The organism is Aeromonas sp. R2-1 (genome assembly GCF_040908425.1).
Classification (GTDB): domain Bacteria; phylum Pseudomonadota; class Gammaproteobacteria; order Enterobacterales; family Aeromonadaceae; genus Aeromonas; species Aeromonas caviae.
In genome coordinates, this window is sequence record NZ_JBFODR010000055.1 from 105,100 (window position 1) to 118,957 (window position 13,858).

Annotated in this window: 15 protein-coding genes and 1 pseudogene; 10 read left to right on the forward strand and 6 right to left on the reverse strand. The window is 65.3% G+C overall.

The window, feature by feature from the left end; genetic code table 11:
* Positions 1 to 3: 3 nt before the first annotated feature.
* From AB5Y80_RS20390 to exeN, 5 genes and pseudogenes are all read left to right on the forward strand, one after another.
* A pseudogene (locus AB5Y80_RS20390) lies at positions 4 to 78 on the forward strand (type II secretion system protein GspJ); the annotation flags it as partial.
* On the forward strand, positions 68 to 1,087 hold the full coding sequence (gene exeK, locus AB5Y80_RS20395; RefSeq protein WP_041211861.1) for a GspK family T2SS minor pseudopilin variant ExeK: 1,020 nt from the start codon (positions 68 to 70) through the stop codon (positions 1,085 to 1,087). The pseudogene AB5Y80_RS20390 and the gene exeK, both read left to right, overlap by 11 nt.
* A 112-nt stretch (positions 1,088 to 1,199) precedes the next feature.
* Complete coding sequence (exeL, locus tag AB5Y80_RS20400; protein WP_080767872.1) at positions 1,200 to 2,384, forward strand: GspL family type II secretion system protein ExeL; 1,185 nt, start codon at positions 1,200 to 1,202, stop codon at positions 2,382 to 2,384.
* On the forward strand, positions 2,381 to 2,872 hold the full coding sequence (gene exeM / locus AB5Y80_RS20405) for a GspM family type II secretion system protein ExeM (RefSeq protein ID WP_010675717.1): 492 nt from the start codon (positions 2,381 to 2,383) through the stop codon (positions 2,870 to 2,872). Before exeL ends, exeM begins: the two co-directional genes overlap by 4 nt.
* Positions 2,869 to 3,627 (forward strand): GspN family type II secretion system protein ExeN, encoded by a 759-nt coding sequence (gene exeN, locus AB5Y80_RS20410; protein ID WP_368173458.1) that lies wholly within the window; start codon positions 2,869 to 2,871, stop codon positions 3,625 to 3,627. The genes exeM and exeN overlap by 4 nt, the downstream gene beginning before the upstream one ends.
* Before the next feature lie 48 nt (positions 3,628 to 3,675).
* Here the strand turns inward: exeN and AB5Y80_RS20415 are convergent, their stop codons facing one another.
* Positions 3,676 to 4,485, reverse strand: coding sequence for a helix-turn-helix transcriptional regulator (locus tag AB5Y80_RS20415; protein ID WP_010675715.1), 810 nt, complete (start codon positions 4,483 to 4,485; stop codon positions 3,676 to 3,678).
* A gap of 145 nt (positions 4,486 to 4,630) precedes the next feature.
* Here AB5Y80_RS20415 and tyrS point away from each other — a divergent pair, with 145 nt between their 5' ends.
* A complete protein-coding gene (gene tyrS / locus AB5Y80_RS20420; RefSeq protein ID WP_368173459.1) occupies positions 4,631 to 5,896 on the forward strand; it encodes a tyrosine--tRNA ligase in 1,266 nt (421 codons plus the stop codon).
* On the opposite strand, the gene AB5Y80_RS20425 is transcribed toward tyrS, so the two are convergent.
* A complete protein-coding gene (locus tag AB5Y80_RS20425) occupies positions 5,891 to 6,796 on the reverse strand; it encodes a LysR family transcriptional regulator (protein ID WP_323880227.1) in 906 nt (301 codons plus the stop codon). The two genes, tyrS and AB5Y80_RS20425, sit on opposite strands and share 6 nt — an antisense overlap.
* 116 nt (positions 6,797 to 6,912) lie before the next feature.
* Here AB5Y80_RS20425 and AB5Y80_RS20430 point away from each other — a divergent pair, with 116 nt between their 5' ends.
* Positions 6,913 to 8,019, forward strand: a complete 1,107-nt coding sequence (locus AB5Y80_RS20430; protein WP_368173460.1) for an NADH:flavin oxidoreductase — start codon at positions 6,913 to 6,915, stop codon at positions 8,017 to 8,019.
* Between the two features lie 79 nt (positions 8,020 to 8,098).
* Here AB5Y80_RS20430 and yrfG read toward each other — a convergent pair whose 3' ends face one another.
* Complete coding sequence (gene yrfG / locus AB5Y80_RS20435; RefSeq protein ID WP_041211711.1) at positions 8,099 to 8,767, reverse strand: GMP/IMP nucleotidase; 669 nt, start codon at positions 8,765 to 8,767, stop codon at positions 8,099 to 8,101.
* Between the two features lie 147 nt (positions 8,768 to 8,914).
* On the opposite strand from yrfG, the gene nudE reads away from it, so the two are divergent.
* From nudE to AB5Y80_RS20450, 3 genes are all read left to right on the forward strand, one after another.
* The gene (gene nudE / locus AB5Y80_RS20440) at positions 8,915 to 9,523 is read left to right on the forward strand and encodes an ADP compounds hydrolase NudE (protein WP_039040577.1); all 609 of its coding nucleotides are present in this window, start codon (positions 8,915 to 8,917) and stop codon (positions 9,521 to 9,523) included.
* A gap of 44 nt (positions 9,524 to 9,567) precedes the next feature.
* Entirely contained in the window at positions 9,568 to 10,380 is an 813-nt protein-coding gene (cysQ, locus tag AB5Y80_RS20445; protein ID WP_010675709.1) for a 3'(2'),5'-bisphosphate nucleotidase CysQ, read from the forward strand.
* Positions 10,381 to 10,791: 411 nt separating this feature from the next.
* Complete coding sequence (locus tag AB5Y80_RS20450) at positions 10,792 to 12,060, forward strand: aromatic amino acid transport family protein (protein WP_124812922.1); 1,269 nt, start codon at positions 10,792 to 10,794, stop codon at positions 12,058 to 12,060.
* An 82-nt stretch (positions 12,061 to 12,142) separates the two neighbouring features.
* Here AB5Y80_RS20450 and AB5Y80_RS20455 read toward each other — a convergent pair whose 3' ends face one another.
* The 3 genes from AB5Y80_RS20455 to metJ form a co-directional block, all read right to left on the reverse strand.
* Complete coding sequence (locus AB5Y80_RS20455) at positions 12,143 to 12,481, reverse strand: tRNA-binding protein (RefSeq protein WP_010675707.1); 339 nt, start codon at positions 12,479 to 12,481, stop codon at positions 12,143 to 12,145.
* 84 nt (positions 12,482 to 12,565) lie between these two features.
* Positions 12,566 to 13,324 carry a helix-turn-helix domain-containing protein gene (locus AB5Y80_RS20460; RefSeq protein ID WP_368173491.1) on the reverse strand — a complete coding sequence of 253 codons (759 nt, stop codon included), beginning with the start codon at positions 13,322 to 13,324 and terminating at the stop codon, positions 12,566 to 12,568.
* A gap of 35 nt (positions 13,325 to 13,359) precedes the next feature.
* On the reverse strand, positions 13,360 to 13,683 hold the full coding sequence (gene metJ / locus AB5Y80_RS20465; protein WP_005327165.1) for a met regulon transcriptional regulator MetJ: 324 nt from the start codon (positions 13,681 to 13,683) through the stop codon (positions 13,360 to 13,362).
* Between the last annotated feature and the right edge of the window lie 175 nt (positions 13,684 to 13,858).

The following is a 13,858-nucleotide window of genomic DNA, read 5'->3' on the forward strand; positions in this document are numbered from 1 at the left end:
ACGGAGGATGACGGCACTATTCGACGTCGCCAGTTCCTGATCTGTGCTGGTGGCCAGAGGGCGGACAATGGCAATTAAGCGCCCCCGCCCTCCTTTGGCCCCCGGCAGACAGCGGGGCATGGCCCTGCTGGTGGTGTTGCTCATCCTCGCGGTGATGGTGATCGTCGCCAGCAACATGAGCGGCCGCCTGCAACTGGAGCTGCGTCGCACCGCCAACCTCACCCTGGGCAAGCAGGCCTGGTGGTATGCCATGTCGGCGGAGGCCCTGGTGATCAAGGTGCTGAACCAGGACTTCAAGGATGACCCGGATCGGGTGAGTCTGGGACAGAACTGGGCGCGGGAGGACGGGGTCTTCCCGGTGGAGGATGGCACTCTCTCGGGCCGGGTACGGGATCTGCAATCCTGCTTCAACCTCAACAGCCTGAGCGTGCCCCTCAAGGAGGGGGAGAACGGCGACGATCTCGACGCCCAGCCTTACCAGTTCAAGGTGTTCCGGGCCCTGCTCGCCCAGCTCGAGGTGGATGATTACGAAGCGGTGCAGCTGACGGACGCCATCCGCGACTGGACCGACAAGGATACCCAGTTGGTCTCGAGCAACGGGGCCGAGGATGCCTACTACGAGGGACTCAATCCTCCCTACCTGGTGGCTAACCAGCGGATGCTGGGCACCGACGAATTGCGGGCAGTGCGCGGGGTGAGCGCCAGCCTGTACGCCCGGTTGGCCCCCTATGTGTGCTCCCTGCCCAATGACAAGCTGGTGGTGAACATCAACACCATCCGGCCGGAGCAGGCGGCCCTGCTGGTGGGGCTCTACCAGGGGAAGATCGGGCTGGACGATGCCAAGCGGGTGCTGACCAGCCGCCCCAAGAAGGGGTGGAAGAACAAACAGGAGATGACGGAGCAGTTGCAGGTTCAGCCGGGTGCCATCACCGGGCTGGATGGCGCCCTGGACATCAAGAGCAGCTTCTTCGAAGCCCGCCTGCTGGCGGAGGTGGGGGAGACCCGCGCCAGGCTTGAGACCGTCTTCCAGCGTGGCAAGGACAACAAGCTGGTGATGCTGCGTCGCCTGAGCGGCGGCGCCGAATAACAAGGGGGCGTGGGGCGGTTCAGCTACCCTGCGCATCCCCCGATTGGACTGCAACCCATGGCTGTGCGCTCGCCCCCCTGAGGGAGGAGCGGGCATGGCAGGAGAGACATTAGTGAGCGAGAGTCTGGTCATCCGTCTGGGGACCAATGCGCAGCAGCCAGTGCACTGGCTGGTCTGGTCGGCGCAGGAGCAGGAGATCATCGCCTCCGGCATCCTGGCCTCGGCGCACGCCCTCGGCGAGCTGCAGGAGCGTGCCGGTGGTCGCCCCGTGGTGACCCTGGTGCCCGGCAGCGATCTTATCTTCCGGCGGGTCAATCTGCCGGGCAAATACAGCCGCCAGAGTGCGGCGGCCCTGCCCTATCTGCTGGAGGAGCAGATCGCCTCAGACGTGGACGATCTGCACCTGGTGGTGCTCGGCCATCAGGGCCGCGAGGTGGATCTGATGGCGGTGGACAAGGGGAAGATGCACTCCTGGCTCGGTTGGCTGGAGCAGGCAGGGCTCAAGACCCTGCACCTGCTGCCCGACGTGCTGGCGCTGCCGCTCGCCGCCGATGGCTGGTCAGCCCTGCAGCTGGGGGAGGAGTGGCTGGTCCGCCAGGGCCCCCGTCAGGGCATAGTGGCGGAGGAATCCCTGCTGGCCATGCTGCTGGCAGCGCAGACCGAACCCGTCACCCTTCACTGCCATACTCCCATCCCCGCCATGGCGGCGGGCAACTGGCAGGGGGCTGACCCGGAACTGCCCATGCTGTTGCTGGCGAAAGGGGCGCTGACCTGCCAGGCCAACCTGTTGCAGGGGCCCTATCGTCCCCAGACCGAATACGCCCGCTACTGGTTGCAGTGGCGCAAGGTGGCGGTGCTGGCAGGCGTATTGTTGCTGGTGGCCCTGGTGCAGCGCGGTGTGCATCTGCACCAGCTGGCGGAACAGGACAAGGCCCTCAAGGCGGAGATCCGGCAGGTCTACACCCGGATCTTCCCGGGAGAGACGCGGATCGTCAACGTGCGCAGCCAGATGACCCAGCACCTCCAGCAGTTGGGGCAGGCTCCCCAGGATGGCGTCCTGTTGCTCCTGACCGAGCTGGCCCCGGTGTTTGCCGAGGTGCCCGGCCTCAAGCCCGAGGTGCTGCGCTTCGATGCAGCCCGGGGCGAGCTGAGGTTGCAGGTGACGGCCCCCGGCTTCACCGAGATCGAACGTTTCCGCGAGCTGGCGGGCAAGCGCTTCGAGGTGCAGCAGGGTGAGGTGCGAAGCACCGAAGGCAAGGTCGAAGGGGCGCTGGTGCTCAAGGGGAGGTCGTCATGATGGACAAACTGCAGAGCTGGTGGCGCGGCATCAGTGCCCGCGAGCAGCGGCTGGTGGCGGTGGGGGGCAGCGTGCTGCTCATCGGGCTCTTCTACTGGGCGATCTGGCAGCCGGTGGCAAATCGCATTGCCGAGCGCGAGCGGCAGGTGGTGAACCAGCAGCAGACCCTGGCCTGGCTCAAGGAGAAGGGACAGGAGGTGCTGGCGATGCAGGGGGGACAGGGGCGCCAGATCGATACCGGCGGTACCCTGGACGGCGTGGTGAACCGCACCGCCTTCAACCAGAAGATCAAGATTGCCCGCTTGCAGCCCCAGGGTCAGGAGCTGCAGGTCTGGATAGACACGGTGCCGTTCGATGATCTGCTGATCTGGCTTGCGACCCTCTCGGATCAATACGGCGTCCAGGTGCAGATCATCGAGCTGGCCCGCGAGGGGCTGGCCCCCGGGCTGGTCAAGGTCAGACGTTTGCAGTTGAGTCGTTCCCAATGAAGCGAAAAATAGTGATCGCCAGTCTCTTCCTGCTGGCCTATCTCGGTTTCCTGCTGGCCCAGTTGCCAGCATCCCTGGTGGTGCGCCATCTGCCGCTGCCCCCCAATCTGGTGCGGTTGGAGGGGGTGAGCGGCACCCTCTGGAGCGGTCAGGCCGCCCGGGTGCAATATGCCAGCGAGTCCCTCACCCAGTTGCGCTGGGATCTCGATGGCTGGTCTCTGCTGCGGCTGGCGCCCGAGGTGTCGGTGCGCTTTGGCGAGCGCAGCGGACTCAACGGGCAGGGGATCCTGGGTTGGAACGGTGCCGCTTTCGGGCGCGACATCACCCTGAATGCGCCTGCCCCCTGGGTGCTGGAGCGGGTGCCGATGAGACCCCCCTTCCCGCTGACGGCGGCGGGCCAGTTGCAGCTCAAGATCGACCAGTTTGCCCAGGGCAATCCCTGGTGCGACAACCTTTACGGGGAGCTTCACTGGTATGACGCACAGGCGGATACCCCGGCGGGCAAGCTGGCCCTGGGGGATCCCGAGATCACGCTCACCTGTCTCGACTCCCGGCTGGTGGCCGAGATCAAGCAGGGCTCGGAGGCGGTGCAGGTGCTGGGCAAGCTGGAGTTGCAGGCCAATCGCCAGTACCTGTTCCAGGGCACCCTGAAACCGGGTCCCGAGTTGCCGGACCAGATGAAACAGGGGCTCCCCTTCCTCGGCCAGCCCGATGGGCAGGGGCGCTTCCCGCTGCGTTATCAGGGCCGCATCTGACGGCGTTGCCCATGGTTTGAACCACCCCGCCCCGGCGGGGTGGTGTCGTTATGGGGGCGCGCCGGCTGGCGCCGTGATGAGGTGATTGAGGAAGAAGCTGAACAGCTCGGCCCGGGAGTGCAGGTTCAACTTGGCGTAGAGGTGCTTGCGGTGATTCTTCACCGTGCCGCTGCCGATGCCGAGTGCATCGGCAATGGCCTCGGTATCCAGCCCCTGCAACAGCAAACCCGCCACCTGGCGCTCCCGCCGGGTTAGCTGATCTCCCCCCACACTGGCGATAGCCTGCTCCACCGCCCCCTTGAGGTCAGTGCCATCTGACCTGGCCGGGCTGCGAGCCAGGCGGGGTGTCTCTTCCCGCCAGTGCTGGCGACACAGGGAGTGCACCAGCGGGAACAGTGCCTCCAGCCTGGCCAGCTCGTCACGGCTGAGGGAGCTGCGCTTGTCGAGGCGGCCCAGAAACAGCATCAGGGTGAGGCCGCCGCGCACCGGCAGGATCAGCCCCACCTCCTCCTGCCAGCCGGTGGCCTGATAGAAGTGGTGGCGATACTCGGGGTCGAGCCGCCCCCGTGACACCTGCGCCAGGGTCCAGACCCCGGCACCCAGCCCCTGCTCCAGCGCCTGCATGAAGGGATCCTGACTGAAGTGGCGGGTGAGGTAGCGGTCGAACAATAGGGCCCGCTGATGATGCAGGTTGTCGTAGAGGTAGACGGGGCGCAGCCCCACCCCGAGCAGCAGGGCACAGTCGAATGCCACCTGTTGCTGGATGAGGCGCACCAGGGCTGCCGGGAAGCCGCTGCCGTGCAGGGCATCGACGGCGGCGGTCAGGCTCAGGGTATCCGTGGCAGGAGACGGGGGCATGGCGATGGGCTCCGGGTCAGGGAATGGCTTCCCCACGATGGCAGGATGCTAGCACGGGAGTGGCAAAACTGTCCCCTGGGGGACATATCTGCCAGCACTGCAAACGGCGAGGATGGCCCTCTTTCTCTTTCTGTTGGAGCCCTCCATGACAAATCCTCACTTGCTCGATGAGCTGACCCAGCGCGGCCTGGTGGCCCAGAATTCCGACCCGGTGGCGCTGGCCGACCATCTTGCCACCCCGCGCACCGTCTACTGCGGCTTCGATCCCACCGCTGGCAGCCTGCACATCGGCCACCTGGTGCCACTGCTGATGCTGCGCCGCTTCCAGCTGGCGGGCCACACCCCGGTGGCTCTGGTGGGCGGGGCCACCGGCCTGATCGGCGATCCCAGCTTCAAGGCAAGCGAGCGCACCCTCAACAGCGCCGAGACGGTGCAGGGCTGGGTCGCCAGCCTGTCGGCCCAGATAAGCGCCCTGCTGCCAGCGAGCGACGGGCTGGCGGCGCCGCTGCTGGTCAACAACGCCGACTGGATGGGGCAGATGTCCGCCCTCGATTTTCTGCGGGACATCGGCAAGCACTTCTCGGTCAACGCCATGCTGGCCCGCGAATCGGTGCGCCAGCGCCTGGTCCGCCCGGATCAGGGCATCTCGTTCACCGAGTTCTCCTACACCCTGCTGCAATCCCAGGACTTCGCCGTGCTCAACCAGCGCCTCGGCTGCACCCTGCAGATCGGCGGCAACGACCAGTGGGGCAACATCACCAGCGGCATGGACCTCACTAGGCGGCTGCATCAGACACAGGTCTATGGCATGACGCTGCCGCTCATCACCAAGGCCGATGGCACCAAGTTCGGCAAGACCGAGGGTGGCGCTATCTGGCTCGACCCGGCGCTCACCTCCCCTTACGCCTTCTACCAGTTCTGGCTCGGTACCGCAGACGAGGATGTCTACCGATTCCTGCGCTACTACAGCTTTATGCCGCTGGCCGAGATTGAGGCGCTGGAAGCGGAGGATGCGAAGCGGCAGGGGCGCAAGCTGGCCCAACAGGTGCTGGCGGACGAGCTGACCGAACTGGTACACGGCAAGGGGGCGCTGGCGGCGGCGCAGCGCATCAGCGAATCGTTGTTCAGTGGCGAGGTAGCGCGCCTTGGGGAGAGCGATCTGGCCCAGCTGGCCCAGGATGGCATGCCAAGCAGCCCGATCAAGGGGGAAACGGATCTGGTGACCCTGCTGGTGGAGTGCGGCCTGGCCAACTCGAAGCGGATCGCCCGCGAGCTGCTGGCGGCGGGGGCCGTCAGCGTCAACGGTGCGATCCGCCGGGATGAGCCGCTCACCGCCGACGATCGGTTGTTCGGCCACTACCTGCTGCTGCGCCGGGGCAAGAAGCAGTACCACCTGGTGATCCGCTCATGAAGGGGTGAGCGCCTCGATGACGTAGTCGAGGAAGTGGCCGACCAGGGCCGACTCGGCCCGGCGCTGGGTATAGAGGGCGTAGAAATGGGCCCCCTTGGGGCGATAGTCCGGCAGCACTTCGCGCACCACCCCCTCGGCCAGCTCGGCCGCCACCAGGTAGCGCGGCAGGCGGGCTATCCCCAGTCCCTGGCGCATCCCCTGGTGAATCGCCTTCTTGCTGCTGAAGGCCAGTTCGCCCACTACCTCGAGAGGGATCTCGCGCCCCTGGGCAAGCAGGGGCCAGCGCTCGTGGCGGCCGTACTCCTGGCTGCGGGTGATGAGGCTGTGCTGGTGCAGATCCTGCGGTGTGGTGAGGGGCGGGTGGCGGTCCAGGTAGTCGGCGCTGGCGCAGAGCACCAGATCGTCCACCGCGATGGGGCGCGCCAGGTAGGGCTGGGTGCCGAGCTCAGTGCTGCGAAACGCCACGTGCAGATTGTCGCGCAGCAGGTCGGCCGGGGTATTGCTGAAGTCGGCGATGATCCGCACCTCCGGGTGGTCGGCGCGAAAGCGCAGCAGCACCGGAGTCAGCACCACTTCTCCCCAGAGATCCGGCGCCGTGATGCGCAGCTCCCCGCACAGTGCCGAGCGGCGGCGCTGCAGGCCGTCCAGCAACTGCTCGTGGAGGGCGATCATCTGGTCAGCCTGGCGGTAGGCGAGCTCTCCTGCGTCGGTCAGTTGCACCCGGCGGGTGGTGCGGCTCAGGAGCACGCTGCCGAGGCTCTGCTCCAGGTGGCGCAGATCTTTTGACGCCTTGCTCGGGGTGATGCCGAGCTGGGCCGCCGCCGCGGCGAAGGATCCACAGCGGACGATGGCGACCAGCAGGCGCATCAGGTAGAGGGTGTCGAGCTTGTGGTGACGCATGAGGGGTGGCCTATTGTGTCTTGCTGGGAATGAATGTCTTGCTTGTGCGCCTGATTATATCCTGGTGGCCCGGGTTTATAGTGGCCGCCATGCCATTGCGATCCCGTGAGAGGACGATGAACAAGACATTGGGCGACAGCTTCCACTTCGAGCGAGCCGGATTGCGGCTCAAGAACCGGGCCGTGCTGGCCCCTTTGACCCACAACATGAGCGGCGCAGGCGGTGATCCCGGCCAGGCCGAGCTCGACTGGCTGGCGCGCTGCGCCCGTGGCGGCTTCGGCCTGCTCATCGCCGCCGCCACCCAGGTGCAGTCCGGCGGGCGCTGCTGGGCGGGGCAGCCTGCCCTGATGACGGACGCTCAGCAGCAGGCCTTCACGGCCCTGGCCGACAGTGCGCGGCAGGCCGGGGCGCTGGCGGTGGTGCAACTGCATCACGGCGGGATGCGGGCTCTGCCCGAGCTGAACGACGGGGTGCCGGTCGGCCCGTGCGCGCTGGCGCCGGGCGGGCGTTACCCCCTCGGGGTCAAGGGGCTGAGCGAGGAGGAGATTCTGACGCTGATTGACGCCTTTGTGAGCGCCGCCGAACGGGCCCATGGTGCCGGCCTGCACGGGGTCGAGCTGCACGCAGCCCACCACTTCCTGCTCTGCAACTTCCTCAACCCCCTGCACAACCGGCGCACCGACCGCTGGGGGGGCAGCCTCGCCAACCGGGCGCGGATCCTAGTGGAGATAGTGCGCGGCATTCGCGCCCGTCTACCTCGGGGCTTCCTGGTCGGGGTGCGTCTCTCCCCCGAGAGCTATGCCCATATCCAGGGCATCGAACTGGCCCATCAGCTGGCGGTGGCGCGCCTGCTGGCGGACGAGGGGATCGACTACCTGCACTTCTCCATGGGGGACAGCTTCAAGGCGGTGGCGGGGGATCCCGACGGCGGCGCCCTGCTGGAGGCGGTAAGGGTCGGGTTGGCCGGGCGGGTGCCGCTCATGGTGGCGGGCAAGATTAGCGACGCAGATTCGGCGGAGCGGGCTCTGGCCGGCGGCGCCGATCTGGTGGCGGTGGGCACGGCGGCCCTTGGCAATCCGGACTGGATGGAACGGGTGAGCCGCGGCCTGCCTCTGCATGCAGCCCCTTTCACGGCGGCGCACCTCACGGAGGTTGGCTTCACCCCAAGCGCCCTCGACTACCTGGCCAGCATGGGGGTGCTGGCCCCGCGCGATGCGGCATGAGGGCTTTCATGAACGGGATGCGCTCGGCAGGCTGTTGAGCTGATGTGACAAGGCCCTCGTGAAGAGGGCCTTGTGCGTGTCAGGCGCCGAGAGGGAGCAGGTCGGCGTAGTCGTCGAGCGCCGGGAAGTGCTGGAAGGTGAGCGGCGGCATCTGGCTGTCGGGGTGACGGATGCCGAGCTGGTGGGCGATGCCGAACTCGGCCGAGGCGGCCAGGATCCGCTCGCTGTCATCCACGAAGAGGGTGCGGGCCGGGTCGAACGCCAGCCGCTCGGCCAGTGCCTGCCAGCAGTGCTGGCTCTCCTTCGACCACCCGAGCTCATGGGTGCTCACCATCAGATCGAGGTGCTGGGCGAGGCCGAGGCGTGCATCCTTCACCGACAGACTGGCGGGATGGGCATTGGTGAAGAGTACCACCTGCTTGCCGGCGGCCTTGAGTGCGGCCAGGAAGGGAATGACGTTGGGGCGCCACTGGATCTTCTCCAGGATCTCCTGTTTGAGGGCGCGGATGTCGAGCCCGAGCGTCCGGGTCCAGTAATCCACGCAGTACCAGTCGAGGGTGCCGTTGACCGCATGATAGTGGGTGTCTATCTGCGCCTTCGCCTCGGCCAGCGGCAGGCCGAGTCGCTCGGCGTAGCGCGCCGGCACCAGGGTTTGCCACAGGTGGCTGTCAAAATGGAGATCGATCAGGGTGCCATCCATGTCGAGCAACACGGTATCAATCTGGTGCCAGGGCAGGGGAGTCGACATGGGGCCTCGCGATGTCTGTGGTGATGGGAAAAACGGGGCGCATTATAACGGATTTTTCAGGCATCTTTCCCCTCTTTGCCCCGTGGTGTTCGGCAGGGGAGTCGTTTACTCTTGAAACACGATTTTTTAACGAGCAGTCAGCCCCCGATGAGCGATCCCCACAAGCGCAATCCCGTCCACCTCAGTGTCGAGACCATGGCCCATGACAAGAGCAAGCCGGAGATCCTCAAGGCCGAGATCGTGGCCGAGAGCCGGCTGTTCAAGGTGGAGTCCCTTCACCTGAAATTCTCCAACGGCGAGGAGCGGGTCTACGAGCGGATGCGCGGCGGCAACCGGGGTGCCGTCATGGTGGTGCCCCTGTTCGATGCCCACACCCTGCTGCTGGTGCGCGAGTACGCGGCGGGCACCCACTCCTACGAGCTGGGTTTCCCCAAGGGATTGATAGACCCCGGTGAAAATGCCTTCGAGGCGGGCAACCGGGAGCTGATGGAGGAGGCGGGCTTCGGGGCGAGCAGCCTGACCCTGCTCAAGCAGGTGTCGCTGGCGCCGGGGTATTTCTCCAGCCGGATGGACATCTTGCTGGCGCGGGATCTCTACCCCGAGCAGCGGGTCGGTGACGAGCCCGAGCCTCTCGAGGTGATCCCCTGGCCCCTCAACCGGATCGACGAGTTGCTGGCACGACCGGACTTCACCGAGTCGCGCAGCATCAGTGCCCTGCTGCTGGCCAGCAAATGGCTGGCGGAGCAGGGAAATTAGCCCGCAGAGGGTCTGTTTGGCAATCAGAGGCAGAGGTAAGCACCATGCAGGAGTTGTTGGCCTGGATACCCGAGGTCAAGGAGATCGCCCGTGAGGCGGGCAGGATCCTTCACGAGATCTATCGCGGCGGTCAGTTCGAACGCCAGTTGAAGGAGGATGCGACCCCGGTCACCAGTGCCGATCTTGCTGCCGATGCCTACCTCAAACAGGCGCTGGCAGCGCTCACTCCCCATGTCCCCGTGCTGACCGAAGAGGCGGCCGACATCCCCTTCAGCCAGCGTGCGAACTGGCGCCAGTACTGGCTGGTGGACCCGCTGGACGGCACTGGTGAGTTCATCGCAGGCAGCGGCGACTTCGCTACCCTGATCGCCCTGGTGCGGGACAATGTCCCGGTGCTCGGGGTCATCTATGCCCCCGAATCCGATCTGCTCTACTGGGCGGTGCGTGGTCACGGCGCCTTCAAGGAGGCGAACGGCGAGAGCCGTCCCATCAGCGCCATCCATCATGAACACGATCAGCCAGACTCCCTGGTGGTGGCCATCAGCCGCCGCCAGAAACTGGAGAACCTGACCCGTCGCCTCAACCCGGCCATCCACTACGAGCTGATCCCGCTCGGCTCCAGCTCCCTCAAGTCCTGCCTGGTGGCGGAAGGCGTGGCGGATTGCTACGTGCGCCTGGGCCCCACCGGGGAGTGGGATACCGCTGCCGCCCAGTGCATCGTGGAGGCGGCAGGGGGGCGCATCCTCAGCCTGGCGCTGCAACCGCTGAGCTACAACGAGACCGAGTCGCTGGAGAACCCGGACTTCATCGTGATGGGGGACCCGGATCTCGCCTGGGGTCGCATTCTGGCCCACTGAGGGGTCGACCAGCTCGCAGGGAATGCAATCAGGCGACCACAGGGTCGCCTGATTGCATTGGTGTGATCCACTGGCTGGTTACGGGGATTTCAGGGAGATTCGCTAGTTATGGCGATAACGGCAGTGGATCATCACATCCAATCTGGCTGCACTGGCATAAATTTCATTTAATTCTGAAAACATGCATTTCATCGAAACAAAAAATCGACGTCGGTTTTAATTTTGGTTTTATATTCCTAACTTTTGGTTAATGTCAGGATTAATCGAATAATCCGGGGTGAAATTTCCTCCCAATCTCACTGGTGGAACAGGGCTTTGCCAGTGAGATCTGCCAGTCTCCCTTTTTGAGAATTAAATGCTAAAGGAGCACAATCTTTTTAGATTTTAATACTACGTAAAAGTGATTTATCGATGAGTTTATCTGCAGACGTCTCACGGGAGCTGTCCGGTTCCCCCTCCACCATGGCCAGCACCGGCTGGCGTCGCCACGACACCCACTGGGTCATCAGCCTGTTCGGCACCGCCGTCGGCGCCGGCATTCTGTTCCTGCCCATCAACCTGGGTCTGGGGGGGATCTGGCCCCTCGTCATCGTCGCCGTGCTGGCCGGTCCCATGACCTTCCTGGCCCACCGCGGGCTGGCGCGTTTCGTGCTCTCGTCGTCGCGCCCCCAGGCCGACTTCACCGAGGTGGCCGAGGAGCATTTCGGCAAGATGGCCGGGCGCCTCATCTCGGCGCTCTATTTCCTCTCCATCTTCCCGATCCTGCTCATCTACGGCGTCGGGCTGACCAACACGGTGGAGAGCTTCATGGTCAACCAGCTCGGTCTGGCCTCCCCGGATCGGGTGATGCTCTCCGGCGTGCTGGTGTTCGCCATGATCGCCGTGATGTTGGCCGGCGAGAAGGCGATGCTGCGGGCCTTCGCCGTCATGGTCTACCCGCTGGCGGCGATCCTGCTGGCCCTCTCCTGCTACCTCATTCCCCAGTGGCAGTGGCCGGAAGTGACCGCCTTTGAAGGCACGAGCTTCCTCAACACCGTCTGGCTGGCGCTGCCGGTCACCGTGTTCGCCTTCAGCCATGCCGCCGCCATCTCGGGCTTTGCCAACGTGCAGCGCCGGGAATACGGGGAGCAGGCCGAAACCAAGAGCGGCCTGATCCTGCGCAACACCACCGTCATGCTGGTGGGCTTCGTGCTCTTCTTCGTCTTCTCCTGCGTGCTGAGCCTCTCCCCGGCCCAGCTGGCCGAGGCCAAGGCCCAGAACGTCTCCGTGCTCTCCTATCTCGCCAACATCACCGACAACCCGGTGATCGTGACCCTGGGGCCGCTCATCGCCTTCATCGCCATCAGCTCCTCCTTCCTCGGCCACTTCCTCGGTGCCCGCGAGAGCCTGAAAAGCCTGATCGCCAAGCCCACCGGCCTGCCGCTGGCGAAGGCGGACAAGCTCGGCATCGCCCTGATGTTCTTCGCCATCTGGGGCGCCGCCATCATCAACCCGGGCATTCTGGGGTTGATGGAGACCCTCTCCGGCCCCGTCATCGCCATGATCCTCTTCATCATGCCGGTGGTGGCCATCTACAAGGTGGAGGCGCTGGCCCGCTTCCGTCACCGTTGGGTCAACGGCTTCATCCTGCTGACCGGTGCCCTGGCGGTCTCGGCCCTGCTGTTCAGCCTGCTGAAATAAGCCAGGCCGTCAGCATCAAACAAGAGAGGCGACCCGGGGGTCGCCTCTCTTGCTTCTGCTCTCTGGTTGCCTTGCCGTCGTCTCACCCCAGCTTGGCGCCGTTCTCCACCGCCTGCTCGGGGATGGCGATCACCACGGCGCCATCCGGGCGATAGAAGCCGGTCAGCAGAAACTCCGACTGGATGGGGCCTATCTGCTTGGGGGGAAAGTTCACCACGGCGACGATCTGGCGGCCCACCAGATCCTCCGGTCGATAGAGGTCGGTGATCTGGGCGCTGCTCTTGCGCACCCCGAGCTCGGGGCCGAAATCCGCCCACACCTTGTAGGCGGGGCGGCGCGCCTCGGGGAAGGGCTCGACCCGCACCAGGGTGCCCACCCTGAGCTCCACCATCTCGAAATCCTGCCAGCTTATGGTCTGCATCTTGGCTCCTCGTTGCTCATACCTTGCATGAGCCTCAGCATGCCTCGAATGCCCGGGGATTGTCTTCGGCAAAGAGCCGACCGATTACGGCAGGCAGCCGTTTTGCCGGCGCCAGAGGGAAGGGGTCAGTCCGGTCTCGGCCAGGAAGCGCTCGGCAAAGGCTCCCTGGTTCTGGTAGCCGCAGCGGCTGGCCACCTCGCCTATGGGCAGGGCGGTCTGGGCCAGCAGGGTGCGGGCCAGCGCCATGCGCCGCATCCTGAGGTAGTGGGAGACGCTCGTGCCCACCTGCTGGCGAAAGGCGTGTTTGAACTGGCTCAGGCCGAGGCAGGCGATGGCGGCGAGTTCCTCGTTGGTGAGGGGGTCTGCGAGGTGGGCTTCCATATGACGCTGCACCTTGGCGATACGAGGGGCTATGCGGGGAGCGACGGCGGGGCCCATGCCGCGTCCCTCGGTCAGCAGCCCGAGCCACACCTGATCCATGCCGGCCACGTGGCGCCCCTCGGCCACCATGCGGTGCAGGAAGGCGAGGTAGTGGCGCTGAGCCTCATCCAGCTCGACGAAGGGGTGGTCCCCCAGGGCTGCTGGCAGCCAGTGGCTCTCCTGCACCAGAAACACGTGCGCCGGGTCGGCGGCGTAGTCGTGGCGAAGGCCAGGGGCGATGATGCAGGCAAAACCGGGGGCGAGGCGACATCCCCGGCCCTGCACCTCGATCTCGAGGGGGCCGACGAGGGGGATCACCAGCTGGGCGTGGTCATGACTGTGGCTCTGTATGTCGCTCTGGTAGTGACGCAGGCTGAAGGGGGAGGTGGCAGATAAGCATGACGCGGCACCGGGCCGCGTCATTGAAAGGGATGCATCGTTTGCCATGGGCAGCCGCATTACTCGGCGTCGAAGTCTTCGATCTCTTTGCCAAGGGCTTCCATGATGGCGCGGGCCTCAGCGGGGACGCTGTCCGGGTGATCCTTGCGCAGGTCGTCGTCACAGGGCAGCGGCTGGCCGGTGAAGGCGTGCAGGAAGGCTTCGCAGAGCAGCTCGCTGTTGGTCGCATGACGCAGGTTGTTCACCTGGCGACGGGTGCGCTCATCGGTCAACACCTTCAGCACCTTGAGCGGGATCGAGACGGTTATCTTCTTGACCTGTTCGCTCTTCTTGCCGTGCTCTGCATAGGGGCTGACGTAGTCGCCGTTCCACTCTGTACCCATGTTCCACCTGTAGTCGTTTGGCCGTGAGCGCGGATTTTAACCCTTAAGGAATTCAATGGCAATCCAACAGCAAAGCCATTTAGACGTCTAGAAGTGTTGACGGCTTTTTTAAGGTGGCGTAGTGTGGTGCACCATGGGCCGGCAGTCCGGCCAGCGAAAATGAGAGCGGGGCTGG

Bases quoted from the DNA above. Each gene is read 5' to 3' on its own strand.
- AB5Y80_RS20450 (WP_124812922.1), top strand. From the start codon at position 10,792: ATGAGTTTATCTGCAGACGTCTCACGGGAGCTGTCCGGTTCCCCCTCC.
- yrfG (WP_041211711.1), bottom strand. From the start codon at position 8,767: ATGTCGACTCCCCTGCCCTGGCACCAGATTGATACCGTGTTGCTCGAC.
- exeK (WP_041211861.1), top strand. From the start codon at position 68: ATGGCAATTAAGCGCCCCCGCCCTCCTTTGGCCCCCGGCAGACAGCGG.
- metJ (WP_005327165.1), bottom strand. From the start codon at position 13,683: ATGGGTACAGAGTGGAACGGCGACTACGTCAGCCCCTATGCAGAGCAC.
- cysQ (WP_010675709.1), top strand. From the start codon at position 9,568: ATGCAGGAGTTGTTGGCCTGGATACCCGAGGTCAAGGAGATCGCCCGT.
- AB5Y80_RS20460 (WP_368173491.1), bottom strand. From the start codon at position 13,324: ATGACGCGGCCCGGTGCCGCGTCATGCTTATCTGCCACCTCCCCCTTC.
- AB5Y80_RS20455 (WP_010675707.1), bottom strand. From the start codon at position 12,481: ATGCAGACCATAAGCTGGCAGGATTTCGAGATGGTGGAGCTCAGGGTG.
- AB5Y80_RS20415 (WP_010675715.1), bottom strand. From the start codon at position 4,485: ATGCCCCCGTCTCCTGCCACGGATACCCTGAGCCTGACCGCCGCCGTC.
- exeN (WP_368173458.1), top strand. From the start codon at position 2,869: ATGAAGCGAAAAATAGTGATCGCCAGTCTCTTCCTGCTGGCCTATCTC.
- exeM (WP_010675717.1), top strand. From the start codon at position 2,381: ATGATGGACAAACTGCAGAGCTGGTGGCGCGGCATCAGTGCCCGCGAG.
- nudE (WP_039040577.1), top strand. From the start codon at position 8,915: ATGAGCGATCCCCACAAGCGCAATCCCGTCCACCTCAGTGTCGAGACC.
- tyrS (WP_368173459.1), top strand. From the start codon at position 4,631: ATGACAAATCCTCACTTGCTCGATGAGCTGACCCAGCGCGGCCTGGTG.
- AB5Y80_RS20425 (WP_323880227.1), bottom strand. From the start codon at position 6,796: ATGCGTCACCACAAGCTCGACACCCTCTACCTGATGCGCCTGCTGGTC.
- AB5Y80_RS20430 (WP_368173460.1), top strand. From the start codon at position 6,913: ATGAACAAGACATTGGGCGACAGCTTCCACTTCGAGCGAGCCGGATTG.